Annotated in this window: 17 protein-coding genes and 4 pseudogenes; 9 read left to right on the plus strand and 12 right to left on the minus strand. The window is 69.8% G+C overall.

Annotation, left to right across the window (positions count from 1 at the left end; translation table 11 throughout):
- Window positions 1–19: 19 nt before the first annotated feature.
- The 8 genes and pseudogenes from BN118_RS06930 to BN118_RS06955 form a co-directional block, all read right to left on the minus strand.
- The gene (locus BN118_RS06930; protein WP_003809454.1) at window positions 20–958 is read right to left on the minus strand and encodes a phosphate acetyltransferase; all 939 of its coding nucleotides are present in this window, start codon (window positions 956–958) and stop codon (window positions 20–22) included.
- Window positions 955–3,303, minus strand: coding sequence for a DUF3141 domain-containing protein (locus BN118_RS06935; protein WP_014905658.1), 2,349 nt, complete (start codon window positions 3,301–3,303; stop codon window positions 955–957). Before BN118_RS06935 ends, BN118_RS06930 begins: the two co-directional genes overlap by 4 nt.
- 154 nt (window positions 3,304–3,457) lie before the next feature.
- Window positions 3,458–4,099: a glutathione transferase gene (yfcF, locus tag BN118_RS06940; RefSeq protein ID WP_010930137.1), complete on the minus strand. Its 642-nt coding sequence runs from the start codon at window positions 4,097–4,099 to the stop codon at window positions 3,458–3,460.
- A gap of 103 nt (window positions 4,100–4,202) precedes the next feature.
- A pseudogene (locus tag BN118_RS21400) lies at window positions 4,203–4,388 on the minus strand (DHCW motif cupin fold protein); the annotation flags it as partial.
- A pseudogene (locus tag BN118_RS06945) lies at window positions 4,389–5,336 on the minus strand (IS481 family transposase); the annotation flags it as partial.
- A gap of 95 nt (window positions 5,337–5,431) precedes the next feature.
- Window positions 5,432–5,581, minus strand: a pseudogene (locus BN118_RS20120) (DHCW motif cupin fold protein); the annotation flags it as partial.
- Window positions 5,582–5,612: 31 nt separating this feature from the next.
- Entirely contained in the window at window positions 5,613–6,161 is a 549-nt protein-coding gene (locus BN118_RS06950; RefSeq protein WP_014905659.1) for a DinB family protein, read from the minus strand.
- An 18-nt stretch (window positions 6,162–6,179) separates the two neighbouring features.
- Complete coding sequence (locus tag BN118_RS06955; protein WP_003819814.1) at window positions 6,180–6,665, minus strand: GNAT family N-acetyltransferase; 486 nt, start codon at window positions 6,663–6,665, stop codon at window positions 6,180–6,182.
- 177 nt (window positions 6,666–6,842) lie between these two features.
- On the opposite strand from BN118_RS06955, the gene BN118_RS06960 reads away from it, so the two are divergent.
- The 4 genes and pseudogenes from BN118_RS06960 (at window position 6,843) to BN118_RS20720 (ending at window position 9,091) form a co-directional block, all read left to right on the plus strand.
- Window positions 6,843–7,781, plus strand: coding sequence for a DnaJ C-terminal domain-containing protein (locus BN118_RS06960; protein ID WP_010930139.1), 939 nt, complete (start codon window positions 6,843–6,845; stop codon window positions 7,779–7,781).
- Between the two features lie 2 nt (window positions 7,782–7,783).
- Entirely contained in the window at window positions 7,784–8,101 is a 318-nt protein-coding gene (locus BN118_RS06965; protein ID WP_003809467.1) for a chaperone modulator CbpM, read from the plus strand.
- A gap of 123 nt (window positions 8,102–8,224) precedes the next feature.
- Window positions 8,225–8,575, plus strand: a pseudogene (locus BN118_RS21345) (AzlC family ABC transporter permease); the annotation flags it as partial.
- 156 nt (window positions 8,576–8,731) lie between these two features.
- Window positions 8,732–9,091 carry an AzlD domain-containing protein gene (locus BN118_RS20720; protein ID WP_224019508.1) on the plus strand — a complete coding sequence of 120 codons (360 nt, stop codon included), beginning with the start codon at window positions 8,732–8,734 and terminating at the stop codon, window positions 9,089–9,091.
- A 20-nt stretch (window positions 9,092–9,111) separates the two neighbouring features.
- Here the strand turns inward: BN118_RS20720 and BN118_RS06975 are convergent, their stop codons facing one another.
- Window positions 9,112–10,587: an inorganic phosphate transporter gene (locus BN118_RS06975; protein ID WP_010930140.1), complete on the minus strand. Its 1,476-nt coding sequence runs from the start codon at window positions 10,585–10,587 to the stop codon at window positions 9,112–9,114.
- A 184-nt stretch (window positions 10,588–10,771) separates the two neighbouring features.
- Between BN118_RS06975 and mog the strand changes: the two genes are divergently transcribed.
- Genes mog through BN118_RS06990 form a run of 3 tightly spaced genes read left to right on the plus strand, consistent with a single transcriptional unit; the run spans window position 10,772 to window position 12,668 of the window.
- Complete coding sequence (gene mog, locus BN118_RS06980) at window positions 10,772–11,422, plus strand: molybdopterin adenylyltransferase (RefSeq protein WP_010930141.1); 651 nt, start codon at window positions 10,772–10,774, stop codon at window positions 11,420–11,422.
- Window positions 11,423–11,475: 53 nt separating this feature from the next.
- The gene (locus BN118_RS06985) at window positions 11,476–11,811 is read left to right on the plus strand and encodes a hypothetical protein (protein ID WP_003809479.1); all 336 of its coding nucleotides are present in this window, start codon (window positions 11,476–11,478) and stop codon (window positions 11,809–11,811) included.
- Window positions 11,808–12,668 carry a M23 family metallopeptidase gene (locus BN118_RS06990; RefSeq protein WP_014905660.1) on the plus strand — a complete coding sequence of 287 codons (861 nt, stop codon included), beginning with the start codon at window positions 11,808–11,810 and terminating at the stop codon, window positions 12,666–12,668. Before BN118_RS06985 ends, BN118_RS06990 begins: the two co-directional genes overlap by 4 nt.
- A gap of 16 nt (window positions 12,669–12,684) precedes the next feature.
- On the opposite strand, the gene BN118_RS06995 is transcribed toward BN118_RS06990, so the two are convergent.
- Both BN118_RS06995 and infA read right to left on the minus strand, forming a co-directional pair.
- Complete coding sequence (locus tag BN118_RS06995) at window positions 12,685–12,966, minus strand: hypothetical protein (protein WP_003819817.1); 282 nt, start codon at window positions 12,964–12,966, stop codon at window positions 12,685–12,687.
- 73 nt (window positions 12,967–13,039) lie between these two features.
- Window positions 13,040–13,303 (minus strand): translation initiation factor IF-1, encoded by a 264-nt coding sequence (gene infA / locus BN118_RS07000; protein WP_003809486.1) that lies wholly within the window; start codon window positions 13,301–13,303, stop codon window positions 13,040–13,042.
- A gap of 243 nt (window positions 13,304–13,546) precedes the next feature.
- Between infA and BN118_RS07005 the strand changes: the two genes are divergently transcribed.
- On the plus strand, window positions 13,547–14,497 hold the full coding sequence (locus tag BN118_RS07005) for an IS481-like element IS481 family transposase (protein ID WP_005012067.1): 951 nt from the start codon (window positions 13,547–13,549) through the stop codon (window positions 14,495–14,497).
- Here BN118_RS07005 and BN118_RS07010 read toward each other — a convergent pair.
- The gene (locus BN118_RS07010; protein WP_010930768.1) at window positions 14,494–16,359 is read right to left on the minus strand and encodes a sigma-54-dependent Fis family transcriptional regulator; all 1,866 of its coding nucleotides are present in this window, start codon (window positions 16,357–16,359) and stop codon (window positions 14,494–14,496) included. The two genes, BN118_RS07005 and BN118_RS07010, sit on opposite strands and share 4 nt — an antisense overlap.
- Before the next feature lie 257 nt (window positions 16,360–16,616).
- Here BN118_RS07010 and exaC point away from each other — a divergent pair, with 257 nt between their 5' ends.
- Window positions 16,617–18,146 carry an acetaldehyde dehydrogenase ExaC gene (exaC, locus tag BN118_RS07015; protein WP_014905661.1) on the plus strand — a complete coding sequence of 510 codons (1,530 nt, stop codon included), beginning with the start codon at window positions 16,617–16,619 and terminating at the stop codon, window positions 18,144–18,146.
- The last annotated feature ends 101 nt before the right edge of the window (window positions 18,147–18,247 follow it).

Below are 18,247 nucleotides of genomic sequence, written 5' to 3' on the forward strand. Positions count from 1 at the left end.
GTACTCCGTCGGCGTCGCGTCAGGCCAGGGGGGTGGCGCGCGCCAGGTGGTGGGCGTAGAGGGTGGCCACCGCGCACGAGGCCAGGCGGGTCTGGGCGCTGTCGGCGCGGCTGGTCAGGACGATGGGCACGCGCGCGCCGAGCACGATGCCGGCGGCCTGGGCGTTGGCCAGGAAGCTGAGGTTCTTGGCCAGCATGTTGCCGGCTTCCAGGTCCGGCACCACCAGGACCTGCGCGCGGCCGGCCACCGGCGAGACGATGCCCTTGACCTGCGCGGCCTCGGGGCTGATGGCGTTGTCCAGCGCCAGCGGGCCGTCCAGTATGCCGCCCTGGATCTGGCCGCGGTCGGCCATCTTGCACAGCGCGGCCGCCTCCAGCGTGCTGGGAATGCTGGGCATGACCTGTTCGACCGCCGACAGGATGGCCACGCGCGGCTCGCCCAGCCCCAGGCCGAGATGCAGCGCGATCGCGTTGCGCACGATGTCGGCCTTGGTTTCCAGGTCGGGGAAGATGTTGATGGCCGCATCGGTGATGAACAGCGGCTCGGGATAGGTGGGCACGTCCATGATGAACACATGGCTGATGCGGCGCTCGGTGCGCAGCCCGGTGTCGCGCGCCACGACCTCGTGCATCAGTTCGTCGGTATGCAGGCTGCCCTTCATCAGCAGGCTGGCCTGCCCGCCGCGCACCAGCTGGACCGCGGCGGCGGCCGCGGCGTGGCTGTGCGGCGCATCGACGATGGCCGCCCCGCCCAGGTCCAGGCCGCAGCGCTCGGCCACGTCGCGGATCTTCTGCTGCGGACCCACCAGGATGGGCGTGAGCAGGCCCAGTTGCATGGCCTGCAGCGCGGCGCCCAGCGAGGTTTCGTCGCAGGGGTGGGCCACCGCGCAAGGCAGCGCGGGCAGGGTGCGCGCGTGCGCGATCAGGCGTTCGTAGTGGTTGTGGCGCGTCGCGCTCATGCCGTGCGCCCCTTGCGCGGGGTGGCGGCGGCCTTGCGGCCGGCCGGCCTGGCGGCCGTCTTGCCCGTCGCCGCCTTGCCTGTCGCCGTCTTGCGCGCGGCGGCCTTGCGCGCGGGCGCGGGCGCGTCGGCGCGCTTGACGGCGCGCCGCTCGGCGCCCTGGAACAGGCGCTTCATTTCGTCCAGGCTCGCGCGCGCGCGGTCGCTCAGCGGGCCGGCGGCCTCCAGCACGTGGGTGATCCCGTGCAGGGTGGCGCGGATGTCGGCGGCGCTGGCGTTCTCCAGCAGCTTGGGGATGGCGCGGATGGCCGCCGGCCGGTCCAGCTGCATCATCAGCGCCTGGTCGCGCGTGGCGTCCTTGAAGGCCTGCAGCGACAGCTTGGCGTCGGTGTCGGCGCGCATCTTGCGGATCATGGCGAAGCTGCGCTCGTCGACGCCGCCCTCGGCGCCGCTGACATACAGCAGCATGCGCAGGCCGGCTTCGCGCAGTCCGCCCTGGTCGATCTGCGCGCGCAGCTCGGCCGCGCGCGCGGCCATGAAGTCGCGGTGCTCGGGCGAAACGCCCGGATGCCTGCGCGGCGGCCCGTCCTTGGCGCCCAGGCCGGCCCAGTCCTGCACCAGCGGCGAGCCATAGGTGGCCATGAAGATCCGCTCGCAGGCCGAGTCGCGCAGGTCGCGCCAGATGTCCAGGCCCGCCACGATGGCGTCGGACGCCATCTTCTGCAGCGCCCAGAACGGGTTGTCCGGCGCGGCCGGCTGGCGCTGTTCGCGGACCTGCTCGGCCAGCTGCGCGACGGGCGCCACCCAGGGGTTGCGGTCGGAAATCAGCTCGTAGGGCAGGCGCAGCGGGTGCATGCGCTGCATCCACTCGGCCGATTGCGGCGTGACGGCGGCCCGCACCCACGGTTGCACGAAGCTGCGGTACAGGCCCAGATTGATGTCGGAAATGCGGGCCACCGCCGCGAAGCGCTGGTCGTCCTCCTCGTTGCGCTCGACGATCTCGCGCACGTCGTCCAGGCGGCGGCGCTCGAACGACAGCACGTAGTCGCCGTAGGCCAGGTCGGCATTGGGCGTGTCGGGCGTCTTGTCGGCGATCTCGGCCTGGTAAATGCCGGGCGGCAGCACGTCGATGACGTCGATGTTGGCGGTGAACTCCTGGTGCTCCTTGCGCGCCACCGCGCCGGAGACGAAGATGCCCAGGTGGCCGATGCTCTCATGCACCGCGTAGACGATGGTCTGGTTGTGCGCCACCACTTCGCGGTCGTCCTGGTACAGGTCGGTGATCCAGCCCAGCGCCTGCGGCGGCGGCGTGATGTTGTCGCCCTTGGAGCAGAACACGATGATGGGCGAGCGGATGTTGCGCAGGTCGATGCGGATGCCGTCGGAGGTGACCAGCCCGGCGGTGGCCAGGCGGTTGCCGACGAACAGGTTGTCGACGATGTACTGGATCTCGGGGCCGTTGAGGAACACGTGCCCGCCCCACCATTTCTCGAACTCCAGGTAGCGCGGCGCTTCGGTATCGACCTTGGCGTAGAGGTTGTACTGCTTGCTCCACAGCGTATTGGCGGGGTTGAGGTTCTCGAAATTCTGCACCAGCCAGGCGCCGTCGAACTTGCCGTTGCCCAGGTCGCTGGTCATCTGGGTCAGCCAGCTGCCGCCCAGCAGCCCGCCCGAGTAGCGCATGGGGTTCATGTCGCGCCAGCCGGCCCAGTACGACAGCGGCGCGCCGGCCACGATGATGGGGCCGAACAGCTCGGGCCGCATCGCGGCCGTCATCATGATCTGCCAGCCGGCCTGGCAGTTGCCGACCACCACCGGGCGGCCTTCGGCCTGCGGATGCAGGGCGATGATTTCTTCCAGGAAGCGCGCCTCGGCGCGCATCACGTCCTCGACCGTCTGGGTGTCGGTCGGGTGCGGCAGGAAGGTGGCGAAGTAGCAGGGATGGCCGGCGCGCACCGCCACGCCGATTTCGCTTTCGGGCTTGAAGCCGCCGATGCCGGGGCCGTGCCCGGCGCGCGGGTCGACCACCAGGAAGGGGTGCTTCTGCGGGTCGACCGGCGCGTCCGCGGGCGGGACGATGCGCAGCAGCGCGTAGTTGACGGGGCGTTCGAACTTGCGCCCGTCGAGCACCAGCTCGGACTTCATGCTCAGCACATTGGGGGCGCGCTTGGCCATGTGCGTCAGGTACTGGTTGCCGCGCTGGCGCATCACGTCGGTGTACAGGATGCCGCGCTGCCAGGCGTCGAGCGTGTATTGGTACGCGCTGGTCCAGAGATTGGCGGCGGGATGCGCGGCCGGGGCGGGGGAGCGGTCGGGGGCGGTGCGATCGGCGGCGGATGCGGCCATGGCGATCTCCATTGCGATGCGGCGGCCGGCCTGGTCGGGCCGTGGCGGCCGGCTCCCGTGTGGGGAGCGGATTCGGGGACCCTTGTGGGTTTACCCTATTACACCGCAAACGATGTTGCGGTGCAACATTCGTGTGACCGGGGCGCCGCCCCCTTCAGCCGCGCGCCGCTTCGTAATGGCGCAGCCATGCCTGCACCGAGGCGCGTTGCCATTGGGCCGCCGCGTAGTCGCGCAGCGGCGCGGGCAGGTCGTCGCCGCTATGGGCCAGGCGGTTGAGCATCAGGGCCAGTTCGGTGTCGACGATGCTCCAGGCCCCGAACAGGTGCGCCTGGCCGGGCGGCAGCAGCGCCTCGGCCACGCGGATCAGCTTGGCGGCGTCGCAGTGCGCGGCGTCGTCCAGCGGCGTGGTGGCCGGGGCATCGAAGACGGAGTCGATCGGGCGCGCCCGCCGCAGCGCCGCCAGGTCGGTGCGCAGCCAGGCCTGCACCTGGCGGGCGCGGGCGCGCGCCTGGGCGCCGGCCGGATACAGCGCGGGATGCGCCGGCGGCGCGAAGGCGTCTTCCAGGTATTCCTGGATGGCGCTGGACTCGGTGAGATGGAAGCCGGCATGCGCCAGGGCCGGCACCCGGGCGGTCAGGGCGCGGCTCTGGTAGGGCTGCATGCGTTGCTCGCCGGCAGCCAGGTCCACCAGGCGGACTTCGAACTCCAGCTGCTTTTCGGCCAGGGCGACATGGGCCGACATGGCGTAGGGGCTGCGAAAACGGGCGTCGACGTACAGGGTCAGGGGGGCGGGCAACGGCGGGCTCCTGGGACGGCAGGCCCCGCGCGTGCCGCGGCGGCCGATCGCTACAGCGTAGCGCAAACCGGGCCGTCCTGCCCGCCGGCGTGGCGCGCGGGAGTCAGTCGACGATGAACAGCCGCGCGCCGCCGCGGGTCGAGGAGCGGTGCGCCTCGGCCTGGTCGGCGACCTGGTAGCTCATGCCCGGGGTCAGCACGAAGGTGCGGCCGTCTTCCAGTTCGGTGTGCAATTCGCCTTCCAGGCAGAACAGGATATGGCCCTTGCTGCACCAGTGGTCGGCCAGGTAGCTGTGAACTGTCAATAGGTTGTATTCGTCCAGGTTGAGTCTGGAGATGGGTACAGCGCGCCCGATGCCTTGGTGGGGTCGATGCCAGTTGTAGTGGTGTAGCCAGGATTTCATGGCATCGGCTCGGTGTTGGGAGTTCTGGTAGGTGTGAGCGTAAGCCCACTCACGCAAGGCCGACTGGATGAAGCGTTCGGCCTTACCATTGGTCTGTGGGCGGTAAGGTCGGGTAAAGCGGTGCTTGATGCCCAGCTCATGGCACAGCGCGGCGAAGGCGCGGCTGCGAAAGGCCGAGCCATTGTCGGTGAGCAAGCGCTGGATGGTCACGCCCAGGCGCTGGTAGTAGGCCACTGCGTCCTTGAGGAACTGGACGGCGCTGGGGAAGCGCTCGTCGGGGTGGATGTCGGTGAAGGCCACGCGGGCGTGGTCATCGATGGCCACGAAGACGAAGTCCCAGCCGGCCCCCTCAACGGTATCGCGTCGGTTGCCCGTGACCCGGTGGCCAGGGCGCTGGATACGTCCCAGCTTCTTGATGTCGATGTGCAGCAGATCGCCGGGGGCCTGATGCTCGTAGCGCACCACCGGCTCGGCCGGCTCCAGGTCGGCCAGGTGCGACAGACCGGCGCGGGCCAGGACGCGGCTGACGGTGCTGGCTGACACGCCCAGCGCCTGGGCGATGCGCGCTTGGGTCAGCCGCTTGCGGCGCAGCTCCACGATAGCCAGCGCCTTGGCCGGCGCAATCGCTCGGGGCGAGACCGTCGGGCGCGAGGACGCATCGGCCAAGCCCGCCTGGCCCTGAGCCAGGAAGCGGCCCAGCCATTTGCGCACAGTCGGCGCGGTGACCCCATAGGCGCGGGCCGCTTCAGGCACACAAACTTGATGGGCGATCAATTGCTGGACCATTTCGAGTCGACGTAGGAAGGTCAATCGGGCATGCTTATGGGTGTTCATCCGGCCGGGCTCCTTGAGTGAACTGGGGGGGTGGCGATTTCCAGTTTCTCAAATCCGGTTCGGATGAACCATGCATACAACCTATTGAATCTTCACAGGTAGCCGGGCGTGTATTCGACCACGCGCACCCGGATGTCGCCGAACTGGCGGGTGCGCCACAGCGCCTTGCCGGATTCGCCCGGATGTTCGGTCTCGGGCACGGTCGACCAGTCGGTGGTGCCGAAGGGGATGTCGTGCATTTTCATGGGCATCAAGTCCTTTGCGATGAGAGGGGATTCAGGCCGGGGCATCGCCGGACGCGGGCACGCGCAACACGAGGTCGGTGGCGCCCATGTCGATGCCGGCTTGCGACAGCAGGGTGGTGGCCTGGCCGCGGTGGTGGGTCTGGTGGTTGAAGAAGTGCAGGACCAGGCCGCCGAACGGGCGCCGCGCGGCTTCGCCGGCCAGGCTGGTGTACGCCAGTTCGCAGGCCAGGTCGTCCGGGCGCAATTGCGCGGCCCAGTCGACGATGCACCGGTCCAGCCAGGCGCGGTGCGCGGCCAGCGGCCCCAGCGCCGGGTAGAGGACCTCGTCCAGCCGCGCCGGGGTGGGCAGCGCCAGCACGGGCTGCAGGGCGGCCGGGCGCGCGGGGTGCGCGGCGAAGCGCTGCAGCCAGACGCGGTCGCTCACCGCCACGTGGTTGAGCGTGCCCAGCAGCGAGCCGAAGTAGGCGCCGCGCTCGCGGGCCAGCTCGTCCGGCGGCAATTGCGCGGCACAGGCATACAGGCGCTGGTTCATCCACTGGTTGTAGTCGGCGAGCAACTGCAGGTCGGCGGGGGTGGGCATGCGGGCTCCGGAGGGTGTTCAGGCGCTCAGCTTCTTCTGCCAGAACATGGCGCGGCCGGTATCGGCCGCCAGTTCGTAGCCGGCGTAGCCGAGGCGGCGGTACAGCGCCTGGGCGCGCGTATTGCCTTCCAGCACCTCCAGTGTCACCTTGCAGCAGTCCAGCCGCGCCGCCAGGGCTTCGAGCGCCTCCAGCAGGCGCGTGCCCACGCCCTGGCCGCGGAAGCGTTCGGCCACCGCCAGGTCGTGCAGGTTGAGCAGGGGGCGGCAGGCAAAGGTGGAAAAGCCTTCGATGCAGATGGCCAGCCCGGCCGGCTCGCCGTCCTGCCAGGCCAGCAGCGCGCGGGCATGGGGCCGGCGCGCCAGCTCGGCCACCAGGTTGGCGCGCGCATGGGCCGACAGCGGTTCGCCGCCGCCCATGGGGCCGCGGGCGTACTCGTCGAGCAGGGCGATGATGGCCCGGGCATGGGCGGCGTCGTTGAAATCGGCTTCGATGATTTCCAGCACGGAGTGTCCTGTAGGGATGCGTGAATGCGGCGCGCAGCGCGCAAACGATCATTATGCCGCGCCCGTTCGGGGCCTTTGCGCCGGCGCATTGAAAAAAGGGGTGCCAGCGCCTATCTTTAACCTATTCGACCGGCCGCGGCGCGTACCCGGCCGTCCCATCCCCTACGAGGCCGGAATATGGAGTTCAAGGACTACTACAAGATTCTCGGCGTGCAGAGCGACGCCCCCGAAGACGAGATCCGGCGCGCCTATCGCAAGCTGGCGCGCAAATACCATCCGGACGTCAGCAAGGAAAGCGACGCGGAAACGCGCATGCGCGACGTCAACGAAGCCTACGACGTGCTGGGCAACCAGGAGAAGCGGCAGGCCTACGACAACCTGGCCGCCGGCGTGGCGCCCGACGGCGGATTCCAGCCGCCGCCAGGCTGGGACCAGGGCTTCGAGTTCCACTACGCGCGCGATGGCGAGGGCGACCAGCAGTTCAGCGATTTCTTCTCGTCGCTGTTCGGCGGCCAGGCGCGCCGCCGCGCCGCGCAGCAGGATTTCCGCGCGCGCGGCGAAGACCACCACGCCGCCATCGAGGTCGATCTCGAAGACGCGCTGCGCGGCGCCACGCGCGACATCAGCCTGCGTTCCATGCAGCCCGACGAGCACGGCCAGCCGCAGGTGCGCACGCGCACGCTGAGCGTGCGCATCCCGGCCGGCGTGCGCGAGGGCCAGTACATCCGCCTGGCCGGGCAGGGCATGCCCGGCTACGGCGGCGCCGAGAACGGCGACCTGTACCTGGAGGTGCGCTTCAAGCCGCATCCGCGCTACCGCGCCGAGGGCCGCGATCTCTACATGAACCTGCCGGTGGCGCCCTGGGAGGCGGCGCTGGGCGCGCAGGTCGAGGCCCCCACGCCGGGCGGCGCGGTCGAGGTCGCGGTGCCGCCCGGTTCGCGCAATGGCCGCAAGCTGCGGCTGCGCGGCCGCGGCATTCCGGGCGACCCGCCCGGCGATCTGTACCTGGTGCTGGACCTGGTGCTGCCGCCGGCCGATTCCGAGGCCGCGCGCGAGGCGTACCGCAAGATGGCGCAAGACCTGGCGTTCGATCCGCGCCGCAATTTGGGAGTCTGAACATGAGCAAAATCGTGGTGACCCAGGCGACCGTGATCGGCAAGACGCGCGCATTGAGCGCCGAGGAACTGGCCCATGCCTGCGACGCGGAAGTCGAGTGGGTGGCGCGCCTGGTCGAAGTGGGCATCGTGCCGGCGCGTGGCCGCCAGCCTGCCGAATGGCGCTTCTACAGCCTGGACCTGCGGCGCGCCCGCGAGGCGCGCCGCCTGGAGCGCGACATGGGCGCCGGGCTGGATGCCGCCGCGCTGATCCTCGACCTGTGCCAGGAAGTGCGCCAGTTGAAGGCGCGGCTGCGCGCGCTGGGCGAGCCGCCGGCATAGGCCTGCGTACAATCGTCAATCCGTCACTCTCTTGCTACCCATGCCATGCGCAGCAAGCCTATTGACGCGCCCGGCACGCCGGGCGCGCCCGTTTCCGCCGGCCTGAAGGCCTGCGTCCCCGTCATGATCGGCTACTTCCCGGTGGCCGTGGCCTTCGGCATCGCGGGGCTGGCCGCCGGCCTGCAGCCCTTGCAGGTCATCCTGATTTCGGTGTTCGTCTACGCGGGCGCCAGCCAGTTCCTGCTGCTGGCCTCGATCAAGGCCGGCACGCCCTGGCTGTGGGTCGTGGCGCTGTGCTCGCTGCTCAATGCGCGCCACCTGCTGTACGGCCCCTTGCTGGCGCGTTTCCTGCCCGAGTCCTTGCGCGAGCGGCTGAGGATCGCCTTCCTGTTGACCGACGAGGTGTTCGCCACGGCCTTCAACCGCCTGGGCGCGGTCGAACCGGCCAGCCGCGGGCGCTGGATCACCGGGCTGGGCCTGGGCGCCTGGGCGACCTGGATCGCCGGCACCGCGGTCGGCGTCTATGCGGGCGAAGGGCTGGAGCGCCATTACCCGGTGCTGTCGCAGGTCATGCGTTTTGCGCTGCCGGCGCTGTTCCTGGCGCTGGTGTGCCAGAGCATGCAGCCCGGCATGCGGCGGCCGGTGCTGGCCGCGCTGGTGGTGGGCGGCGCGCTGGCGGCGGCCGCCATGGCGGTGATCACTTTTCTCACGCGCGCGCTGCCGTTCATGCTGTCGACGCGCAGCTGCCTGTTGCGGCGCCTGTCGGAGGAAGGTTCGGCGCTCGCGGCGCTGGGGCCGTCGCTGCTGGCCGGCATCGCCGCGGCGGTGATCGTGCCCGACCTGGTCGGCGCGCAGGCCGTGGACGGGCGCGGCGCCTACATAGGCGGCCTGGTGGTCACCGCCGTGGCCGCCCGGCTGGTGGGCAACAGCGGCGCGGCGGTGATCCTGGGACTGGCCGGTTACGGCCTGCTGCTGGCGCTGGGCCTGTAGACGGCCCGGGCGCGCGCGGCCTACGCGGCGAGCAGCGTGCCCACCCAGAACAGGCCGGCCGACAGCAGCATCGAGGCCGGCAGCGTCAGCACCCAGGCCATCAGGATGGTGCGCACGGTGCCGCCCTGCAGGCCGCTGTTGTTGGCGACCATGGTGCCGGCCACGCCGGACGACAGCACGTGGGTGGTCGAGACCGGCAGGCTGAACACGTTGGCCAGGCCGATGGCGCCGACCGCGGTGACCTGGGCCGCCATGCCCTGGGCGTAGGTCATGCCCTGCTTGCCGATTTTCTCGCCCACGGTCAGCACCACGCGGCGCCAGCCCACCATGGTGCCGATGCCCAGCGCCAGCGCCACCGCCACGATGACCCACAGCGGCGCGTATTCGGTGGTGGTGGTGAGATCGCCGCGCAATCGCTGCAAGTCGGCGCGCTCGCGCGCCGGCAGGCCTTCCAGCCGCGCGACCTTCTTGGCCGTGTCGTCCAGGCACAGCAGGTAGCGCCGCACATCGATGCGCTTGTCGGCCGAGAGATCGGCGTAGTTGGTCACGCCGCGCAGGTCGTCCTGCAGGGCGGCGATGGTGGGCATGGTTAGCTTGGGATCGCAGCGGAACGTCTTGGGCAGGTCGGCGCCGTTGCCGCCGCGCGACAGGGCCAGGAACTCGCCCAGCGTGGCTTCGTTGCGGTGGTAGAACGCGCTCAGGTGGCTGGCGGCATCGCGGGTGCGGTCGATCTGGTAGGTGGTGCTGTTGACGTCGAGCACGAACTTGGCGGGCACGATGCCGATCAGCACCAGCATGATCAGCCCGATGCCTTTCTGGCCGTCGTTGGAACCGTGCACGAAGCTGACGCCCATGGCCGACAGGACCAGCACCAGGCGGTTCCAGAAGGGCGGGTGTTTCTTGGCGTCGATGGCGCGGCGCTGCTCGGGCGTCTTGTGCATTTTCGACAGCGGCAGCCAGCGCTTGAGCAGCAGCAGGATGCCGCCGGCCACCATGAACCCGGCCACCGGCGAGACCACCAGCGACAGGCCGATATCGATCGCCTTGCCCCAGTTCACGCCTTCGGCCAGCGAGATGTCGGTCAGCAAGGCGTTGGCCATGCCCACGCCCAGGATCGAGCCGATCAGGGTGTGCGAGCTGGAGGCCGGGATGCCGAAATACCAGGTGCCCAGGTTCCAGGCGATGGCCGCCGACAGCATGGCGAAGACCATGGCCAGGCCGCGCCCGGTATCGACGTTGATCAGCAGTTCGACCGGCAGCAGGTGCACGATGGCGTAGGCCACGCCCACCCCGCCCAGCAGCACGCCGAGGAAGTTGAAGATGCCGGAGAGAATGACGGCCAGGTGCGGCGGCATGGCCTTGGTGTAGATGACCGTGGCCACCGCATTGGCGGTGTCGTGAAAGCCGTTGATGAATTCGAAGGCGAGAACGAATGTCAACGCCAGGACGAGGCTGAGACCTACCCAGAGGTCTAGGCCGGAGAAAAGGTGGAGCATGGGAGCCAGGAGAGGGGTGTCGTGTGGCGGAATTATTGCAGATTTGTGACCCGCCCCGGGCGCGCCGCGCGGCGCGTTAGAATGCCGCGAGAGATCCTCCGGCGCGGCCGTCCCGGGGCCGGCCTGCGGCGGCCCGGCCCGCGCGGCCCGTTCCGTTCCCCCGCCGCCGCCCGCGATACCCGCCATGTCCACGTCTACCTCCCCTTCGGCCCCGCTTGTCCGCAGCCATCCCGACGAACTGCTCATCGGCCTGGTGTCGATTTCCGATCGCGCTTCCACCGGGGTCTACCAGGACCAGGGCCTGCCGTCGCTGCGCGACTGGCTGGGCACGGCCCTGACTTCGCCCTGGCAGGCCGTCGAGCGCCTGATTCCCGACGAACCCGCCGCCATTTCGGCCGCGATGGTCGACCTGGTGGACGGCTGCGGCTGCGACCTGGTGCTGACCACCGGCGGCACCGGCCCGGCGCGGCGCGACTGCACGCCGGAAGCGACCCTGGCCGTGGCCACCAAGGAGATGCCCGGGTTCGGCGAGCAGATGCGCCAGATCAGCCTGCGCTTCGTGCCCACCGCCATCCTGTCGCGCCAGGTGGCGGTGATCCGCGAGACGGCCGGTCATGCCGCGCTGATCATCAATCTGCCCGGCCAGCCCAAGGCGATCCGCGAAACGCTGGAGGGCTTGAAGGACGCCGACGGCGCCGTGCTGGCGGCGGGCGTGTTCGCCGCCGTGCCCTATTGCATCGACCTGATCGGCGGGCCGTACGCCGAAACCGATCCGGCCGTGATCAAGGCGTTCCGGCCCAAGTCGGCGCTGCGCCAGCCCGCCGCCCGGCAATAGGGCGTGCGCTATAGTGGGCGCGCCGTTTTTCAGATTTTCAGGAAGAAGCCTCGATGAAAGCCCGTTTTGCACTGCTGGCCCTGGGCCTGGCGCTGGCCGGTTGCGCCAATGTGAAGGATATCCGTGACCGCGAGCCGGCCTTCTACGGCTCGCCCCAGCGTTCCGCCCAGGAGTACGCGGCCTGCGTCAGCGCGGCCTGGAAGGGGCTGGGCGTGCCGGTCGAGCAGCGCGAGATCCGCAACGGCTATGAGCTAGTGTCGCGCGGTAGCCTGGGCGTGGATGCGGTGCTGACCACCACCACCTGGCAGGGCAAGACCGACGCAAGCCTGTCGACCCGCCTGCCGCAAAGCGGCCAGCAGCTGGTCGACGCCGCCAACCTGTGCCTGTGAGCGCGGCCGCCCGCCTGTGGCGCGGCGCCTGGCTGGCGCTGGCCCTGCTGGCCGCCCAGGGCGCGCAGGCACAGGGCTACATCAGCCGCAAGCTGAGCGCGCCGGTGCCCGGCGGGGTGGCCGTGGTGGACCTGGGGCAGGCCGCCCAGGCGCCGGAGGTCACGTACCGCGGCCGTCCCGTCATGGTGCTGCGCGAAGCCGACGGCCCGTGGATCGCCGTGGTCGGCATTCCGCTGGCGGCCAGGCCCGGCAGCGAGGCGATCTCGGTGCGGGGTTCCGGCGGCGCGGTGCGCAGCATTGCATTCGATATCGGCGCCAAAAAGTACACGGCCCAGCACATCAAGCTGAAGAACCAGCGGCAGGTCACGCCCAATCCGGACGACCTCAAGCGCATCGAGCGCGAACTGGCCGAGCAGACGGACGCCTATCGCATCTTCCGGGCCGGCGTCACGCCCAGCAACGTGCTGCTGGACCGCCCGGTGCCGGGCCGGCTGTCCAGCCCGTTCGGCCTGCGGCGCTTTTTCAACGGCCAGGAGCGCAACCCGCATTCCGGGCTGGATTTCGCCGTCGCCGCGGGCACGCCGATCAAGGCGCCGGCGGCCGGGCGCGTCGTGCTGGTGGGCGATTACTTCTTCAACGGCAGGACGGTGTTCGTCGACCACGGGCAGGGCTTCATCAGCATGTTCTGCCACATGTCGGAGATCGACGTGAAGGTGGGCGACGAAGTGCCGCGCGGCGGGGTGGTGGGCAAGGTGGGCGCCACCGGGCGCGCCACCGGGCCGCATCTGCACTGGAACATCAGCCTGAACGACGCGCGCGTCGATCCGGCCATCTTCATCGGGGCGTTCAAGCCCTAGGCGCGGGCAGGGCCGCTCAGGCGGTCTGCTCCAGCTCGGCCAGCAACTGGCGGTGCAGGCGTTCGGCGTATTGCAGTTCGTGGATGGCCTGCTGGTGCAATTGCTGCTGCTCGTCCAGGCAGTTGTCGTACTTGACCTGGGCCTGGGCGTAGGTGAGGCCGGTGTTGCGCAGGCTGTTGATGAATGCCTCGCGCGAGCGGCGCAGCAGGCGCAGGCCGTCCTCGCCGAGGCCGAACGCGCGCCGGGCGCTGTTCAGCCGGTCGGCGGCGTCTCGCAGGGTTTCATGCTTGTCCGTCATGGCGCCATTTTTTCATGTCTGGCGCTTTGCTGCACGACGGCAGGCGGGCCGGTATGCAACGGCCCGCGGGAAATCAGCGGCGGTGCTGCGGCGGACGGCTGGGCGGGCCCGAGCGCTCGTCCTTGTGGCGGAAGTTGATACGGCCCTTGGTCAGGTCGTAGGGGGACATTTCCAGCGTCACGCGGTCGCCGGCCAGGATGCGGATGCGGTGCTTGCGCATGCGGCCAGACGCGTAGGCGCCGACTTCGATGCCGTTGTCCAGTTTGACGCGATAGCGGCTGTCGGGCAGCACTTCGTCCACGATGCCATTCAGTTCGATCAGTTCTTCTTTCGCCATCAGGTACTCCTCGTCAAAGGCGGGCGCCGGTGGGCGCCATATGCGTAAGGCTCCCGCGCGGCGGCGCAGGCCGGTCCGACTGGCACGGGTACGGGCCACGAGAAGCCCCGGCAGGGGCACGATAGGCAGGTACTCACGCCGCTAGGTGTGAAGATTCAATAGGTTGTATGCATGGTTCATCCGAACCGGATTTGAGAAACTGGAAATCGCCACCCCCCCAGTTCACTCAAGGAGCCCGGCCGGATGAACACCCATAAGCATGCCCGATTGACCTTCCTACGTCGACTCGAAATGGTCCAGCAATTGATCGCCCATCAAGTTTGTGTGCCTGAAGCGGCCCGCGCCTATGGGGTCACCGCGCCGACTGTGCGCAAATGGCTGGGCCGCTTCCTGGCTCAGGGCCAGGCGGGCTTGGCCGATGCGTCCTCGCGCCCGACGGTCTCGCCCCGAGCGATTGCGCCGGCCAAGGCGCTGGCTATCGTGGAGCTGCGCCGCAAGCGGCTGACCCAAGCGCGCATCGCCCAGGCGCTGGGCGTGTCAGCCAGCACCGTCAGCCGCGTCCTGGCCCGCGCCGGTCTGTCGCACCTGGCCGACCTGGAGCCGGCCGAGCCGGTGGTGCGCTACGAGCATCAGGCCCCCGGCGATCTGCTGCACATCGACATCAAGAAGCTGGGACGTATCCAGCGCCCTGGCCACCGGGTCACGGGCAACCGACGCGATACCGTTGAGGGGGCCGGCTGGGACTTCGTCTTCGTGGCCATCGATGACCACGCCCGCGTGGCCTTCACCGACATCCACCCCGACGAGCGCTTCCCCAGCGCCGTCCAGTTCCTCAAGGACGCAGTGGCCTACTACCAGCGCCTGGGCGTGACCATCCAGCGCTTGCTCACCGACAATGGCTCGGCCTTTCGCAGCCGCGCCTTCGCCGCGCTGTGCCATGAGCTGGGCATCAAGCACCGCTTTACCCGACCTTACCGCCCACAGACCAATGGCAAGGCCGAACGCTTCATCCAGTCGGCCTTGCGTGAGTGGGCTTACGCTCACACCTACCAGAACTCCCAACACCGAGCCGATGCCATGAAATCCTGGCTACACCACTACAACTGGCATCGACCCCACCAAGGCATCGGGCGCGCTGTACCCATCTCCAGACTCAACCTGGACGAATACAACCTATTGACAGTTCACAGCTAGCCGCGCTGGCGCGCCAGGTGGCGGTACAGCGTGCTGCGATGGATGCCGAGTTCGTGCGCGGCCCCGGCGATATTGCCGCCGTGGCGGGCCAGGGCCTGGTCGATCCGGTGCAGGCCGGCGTCGCGCAGCGTGGCGGCCGCGGGCGGGGCCACCACGCTCGGGGGCGGCGCGGCGCCGTCGGCCGCGTGGACGGCGGGCGCGGCGATGGCGGCGGGCAGGTGGTGGCGATGGATCAGGCTGCCGGGCGGATGGAACAGCGCCAGCGTGCGCAGCACCGAGCGCAGCTGCCGGTAGTTGCCCGGCCACGCATAGGCGGCCAGCGCGTCGAGGGCGTCGTCGGCCAGCGTCAGGCCGGCGGGCGTGTCGTCCAGCGCGCGCAAGGCGGCGCAGATAAAGGGGCGCAGATCGTCGCGCTCGCGCAGCCGCGGCAAGGGGACCGCATAGTCGTGCAGGCGGTAATAGAGGTCGGCGCGGAACTCGCCGGCGGCGATCATGGCGTCCAGGTCGCGGTGGGTGGCGCTGACCAGGCCGAAGTTGACCGGCACCGCCTTGTCGGCGCCCAGCGGCTGCACCATGCGCTCCTGCAGGGCGCGCAGCAGGCGGGTCTGCAGGGCCAGCGGCATGTCGCCGATTTCGTCCAGGAACAGCACGCCGCCGTCGGCTTCGCGCAGCCGGCCGCGCGCGCCCAGCCGCCGCGCGCCGGTATAGGCGCCCGGCTCGTAGCCGAACAGTTCGGCCTCGATCAGGCTTTCGGGCAGGGCGCCGCAATTGACGGCGACGAATGGACCGTCGCGCCAGATGCTGCGGCGGTACAGGTGCTGTGCGTAGACTTCCTTGCCGGCGCCGGTTTCGCCTTGCAGCAGCACCGACAGGCCGCCGTCGAGCGCGCGCCGGGCGCGTTCGAAGCCGGCCTGCAGCGCCGGCGCCAGCGCCGGCAGCGTTTCCTCGGGCGCCTGTGCCGGCATGGCGCGCGGCGGGCGCGGCGGCGCGGGCAGCGAGCGCGCATGCCCGCCCTGGCGCAGCACGGCATGGAAGGGTGCGCCTTGCGGCGTATGGACGCGGCCGGGCGTGCGCGCGACGGCGCGCCAATCGACCAGCCAGCCGTCCAGCGGCTGGTCCAGCAGCGCGGGCCAGGTGGCGCCCAGCAGCGCGACGGCGGCATCGTTGGCGCCGACGATGCGTTCGTCCTCGATCAGCAGCAGCCCACGTTCGACCGAATCGAGCAGCGAGGCCTGCTTGTGGAAGACCAGGTACAGGCAGCGCTCGCCGGCCTGCTCGATGACGCGGTTGGCAACCTGGCGCGCGCACATGCTGGCCAGGCTCAGCGCATAGGCGTGCATGCGCCCGGCGTCGCCCGAGATATCCAGCACGCCGAGGATCTCGCCGCGCGGCGAACGGATCGGCGCCGCGTGGCAGCTGAGGATCTGGTTGCGCCGCAGGAAGTGTTCGGCGCCGTGCACGCGCAGCGCGGCGGCTTCGATCAGCGCCGTGCCGATGGCGTTGGTGCCGCGATGGTTTTCGGCCCAGCTGACCCCGGGCCGCAGCGCCACGTGGTCGGCGCGCTGCAGGAACCCGGTATTGCCGCTTGCCTGCAGGATCACGCCGCTGGCGTCGGCCAGCAGCACCAGGCTGGAGGCGCTGGCCACCATGCCGGCCAGGGTTTCGATTTCGGGCTGGGCGGCGCGCAGCACGCAGGCGTGCTGCTCGAGGCGTTCCTGCAGGTCGCCGTGGCGCAGGGCGACGGGGTCGTCGTGCAGGTCGGCGGCGGCGCTGGCGCAGCGCTCCCAGGAGCGCACGATGGGAGCGGCGGCCTGCGTGGACGGCAGGTGCTGGCCGGATGCGGAAAGCTGGTAGCCGGGCATGCGGTGTCTCCTTGCGTGTCGCGCGCCGCGACGCGATGTCGCCGCCGGCAACGCCGGCCTGTCGCAAGATGCGACAAGCCGCTGTTTTTTATAGGGAAATTATGCATGAAAAGCGCGTGCGCGCTGGCCGTCCAGAGGTAACAGCTCGTCGCCGCGGGCTGGCACGGCGTTTGCATGAGCCTGAACGGCGCCCCATGCGCCCGCCGCGCGACGGCAAGCAATCGTCACGGCGCCACAACGACATCAGGAGACAAACCATGGATCTATCCGACCTGAAAAAATTGGGCCTGGATGTGGCCTACCCGTTCAAGGAACAGTACGAGAACTACATCGGCGGCCAATGGGTGGCTCCGGCAGGCGGGGAGTACTTCGACAATCTGTCGCCCATTACCGGCCAGCCGTTTTGCCGCGTGCCGCGCTCGGGCGCGGCCGACGTCGAACTGGCGCTGGACGCGGCGCATCGCGCGTGCGCCGCGTGGGCGCGCACCTCGCCCGCCGAGCGGGCCAACATCCTGCTGCGCATCGCCGACCGCATCGAGGGACAGTTGCCCATGCTGGCGGTGGCCGAGTCGATCGACAACGGCAAGCCGCTGCGCGAGACCACCGCGGCCGACCTGCCGCTGGCGATCGACCATTTCCGCTATTTCGCGGGCTGCATCCGGGCGCAGGAGGGCGCCATCTCGGAGATCGACGCCAACACCGTGGCCTACCACTTCCACGAACCCATCGGCGTGGTGGGGCAGATCATTCCCTGGAACTTCCCGCTGCTGATGGTGGCTTGGAAGCTGGCGCCGGCGCTGGCGGCGGGCTGCGTGGTGGTGCTCAAGCCGGCCGAACAGACGCCGGCCTCGATCCTGGTGCTGGCCGAACTGATCGGCGACCTGCTGCCGCCGGGCGTGCTCAACGTGGTCAACGGCTATGGCAAGGAGGCCGGCCAGGCGCTGGCCACCAGCAAGCGCATCGCCAAGATCGCCTTCACCGGGTCGACGCCGGTGGGCAAGCACATCCTGCACGCGGCGGCCGACAACCTGATCCCCGCCACGGTGGAGCTGGGCGGCAAGAGCCCCAACATCTTCTTCGACGACGTGATGGACCACGACGACGAGTTCCTGGACAAGGCGCTCGAGGGCCTGGCCATGTTCGCGCTCAACCAGGGCGAGGTCTGCACCTGCCCGTCGCGCATCCTGATCCAGGAGTCGATCTACGAGCGCTTCATCGAGAAGGCCATCGCGCGGGTGCAGTCCATCAAGACCGGCCATCCGCTCGATGCCGGCACCATGGTGGGCGCACAGGTCTCGCAGGTGCAGATGGACAAGATCCTGTCCTATATCGATATCGGCCGCCAGGAGGGCGCGCAATGCCTGACCGGCGGCGCGCGTAACGACATGCTGCCGGGCGGGCTGGACCAGGGTTTCTATGTCCAGCCGACCATGCTGCTGGGCAAGAACAGCATGCGCATCTTCCAGGAGGAAATCTTCGGGCCGGTCGCGGCGGTGGCCACCTTCAAGGACGAGGAAGAGGCCATCGCCATGGCCAACGACACGTTCTACGGCCTGGGCGCGGGCGTCTGGAGCCGCGACGGCGCGCGGGCCTACCGCGTGGGCCGCGGCATCGAGGCCGGCCGGGTGTGGACCAATTGCTATCACCTGTATCCGGCGCATGCCGCCTTCGGCGGCTACAAGCAGTCCGGCATCGGGCGCGAGACGCACAAGGCGGCGCTGTCGAATTACCAGCAGACCAAGTGCCTGCTGGTGAGCTACAGCGCCAAGGCCCTGGGCTTCTTCTAACCCGGGTGCCTGTCCCCACAGGGGGTCTGGCACCTGCCGACTTCTGGGGTGCCTGTCCCCGCAGGGACAGGCACCAGCATCCCCGCTGGGACAGGCACCCC

Source organism: Bordetella pertussis 18323 (genome assembly GCF_000306945.1).
Classification (GTDB): domain Bacteria; phylum Pseudomonadota; class Gammaproteobacteria; order Burkholderiales; family Burkholderiaceae_B; genus Bordetella; species Bordetella pertussis.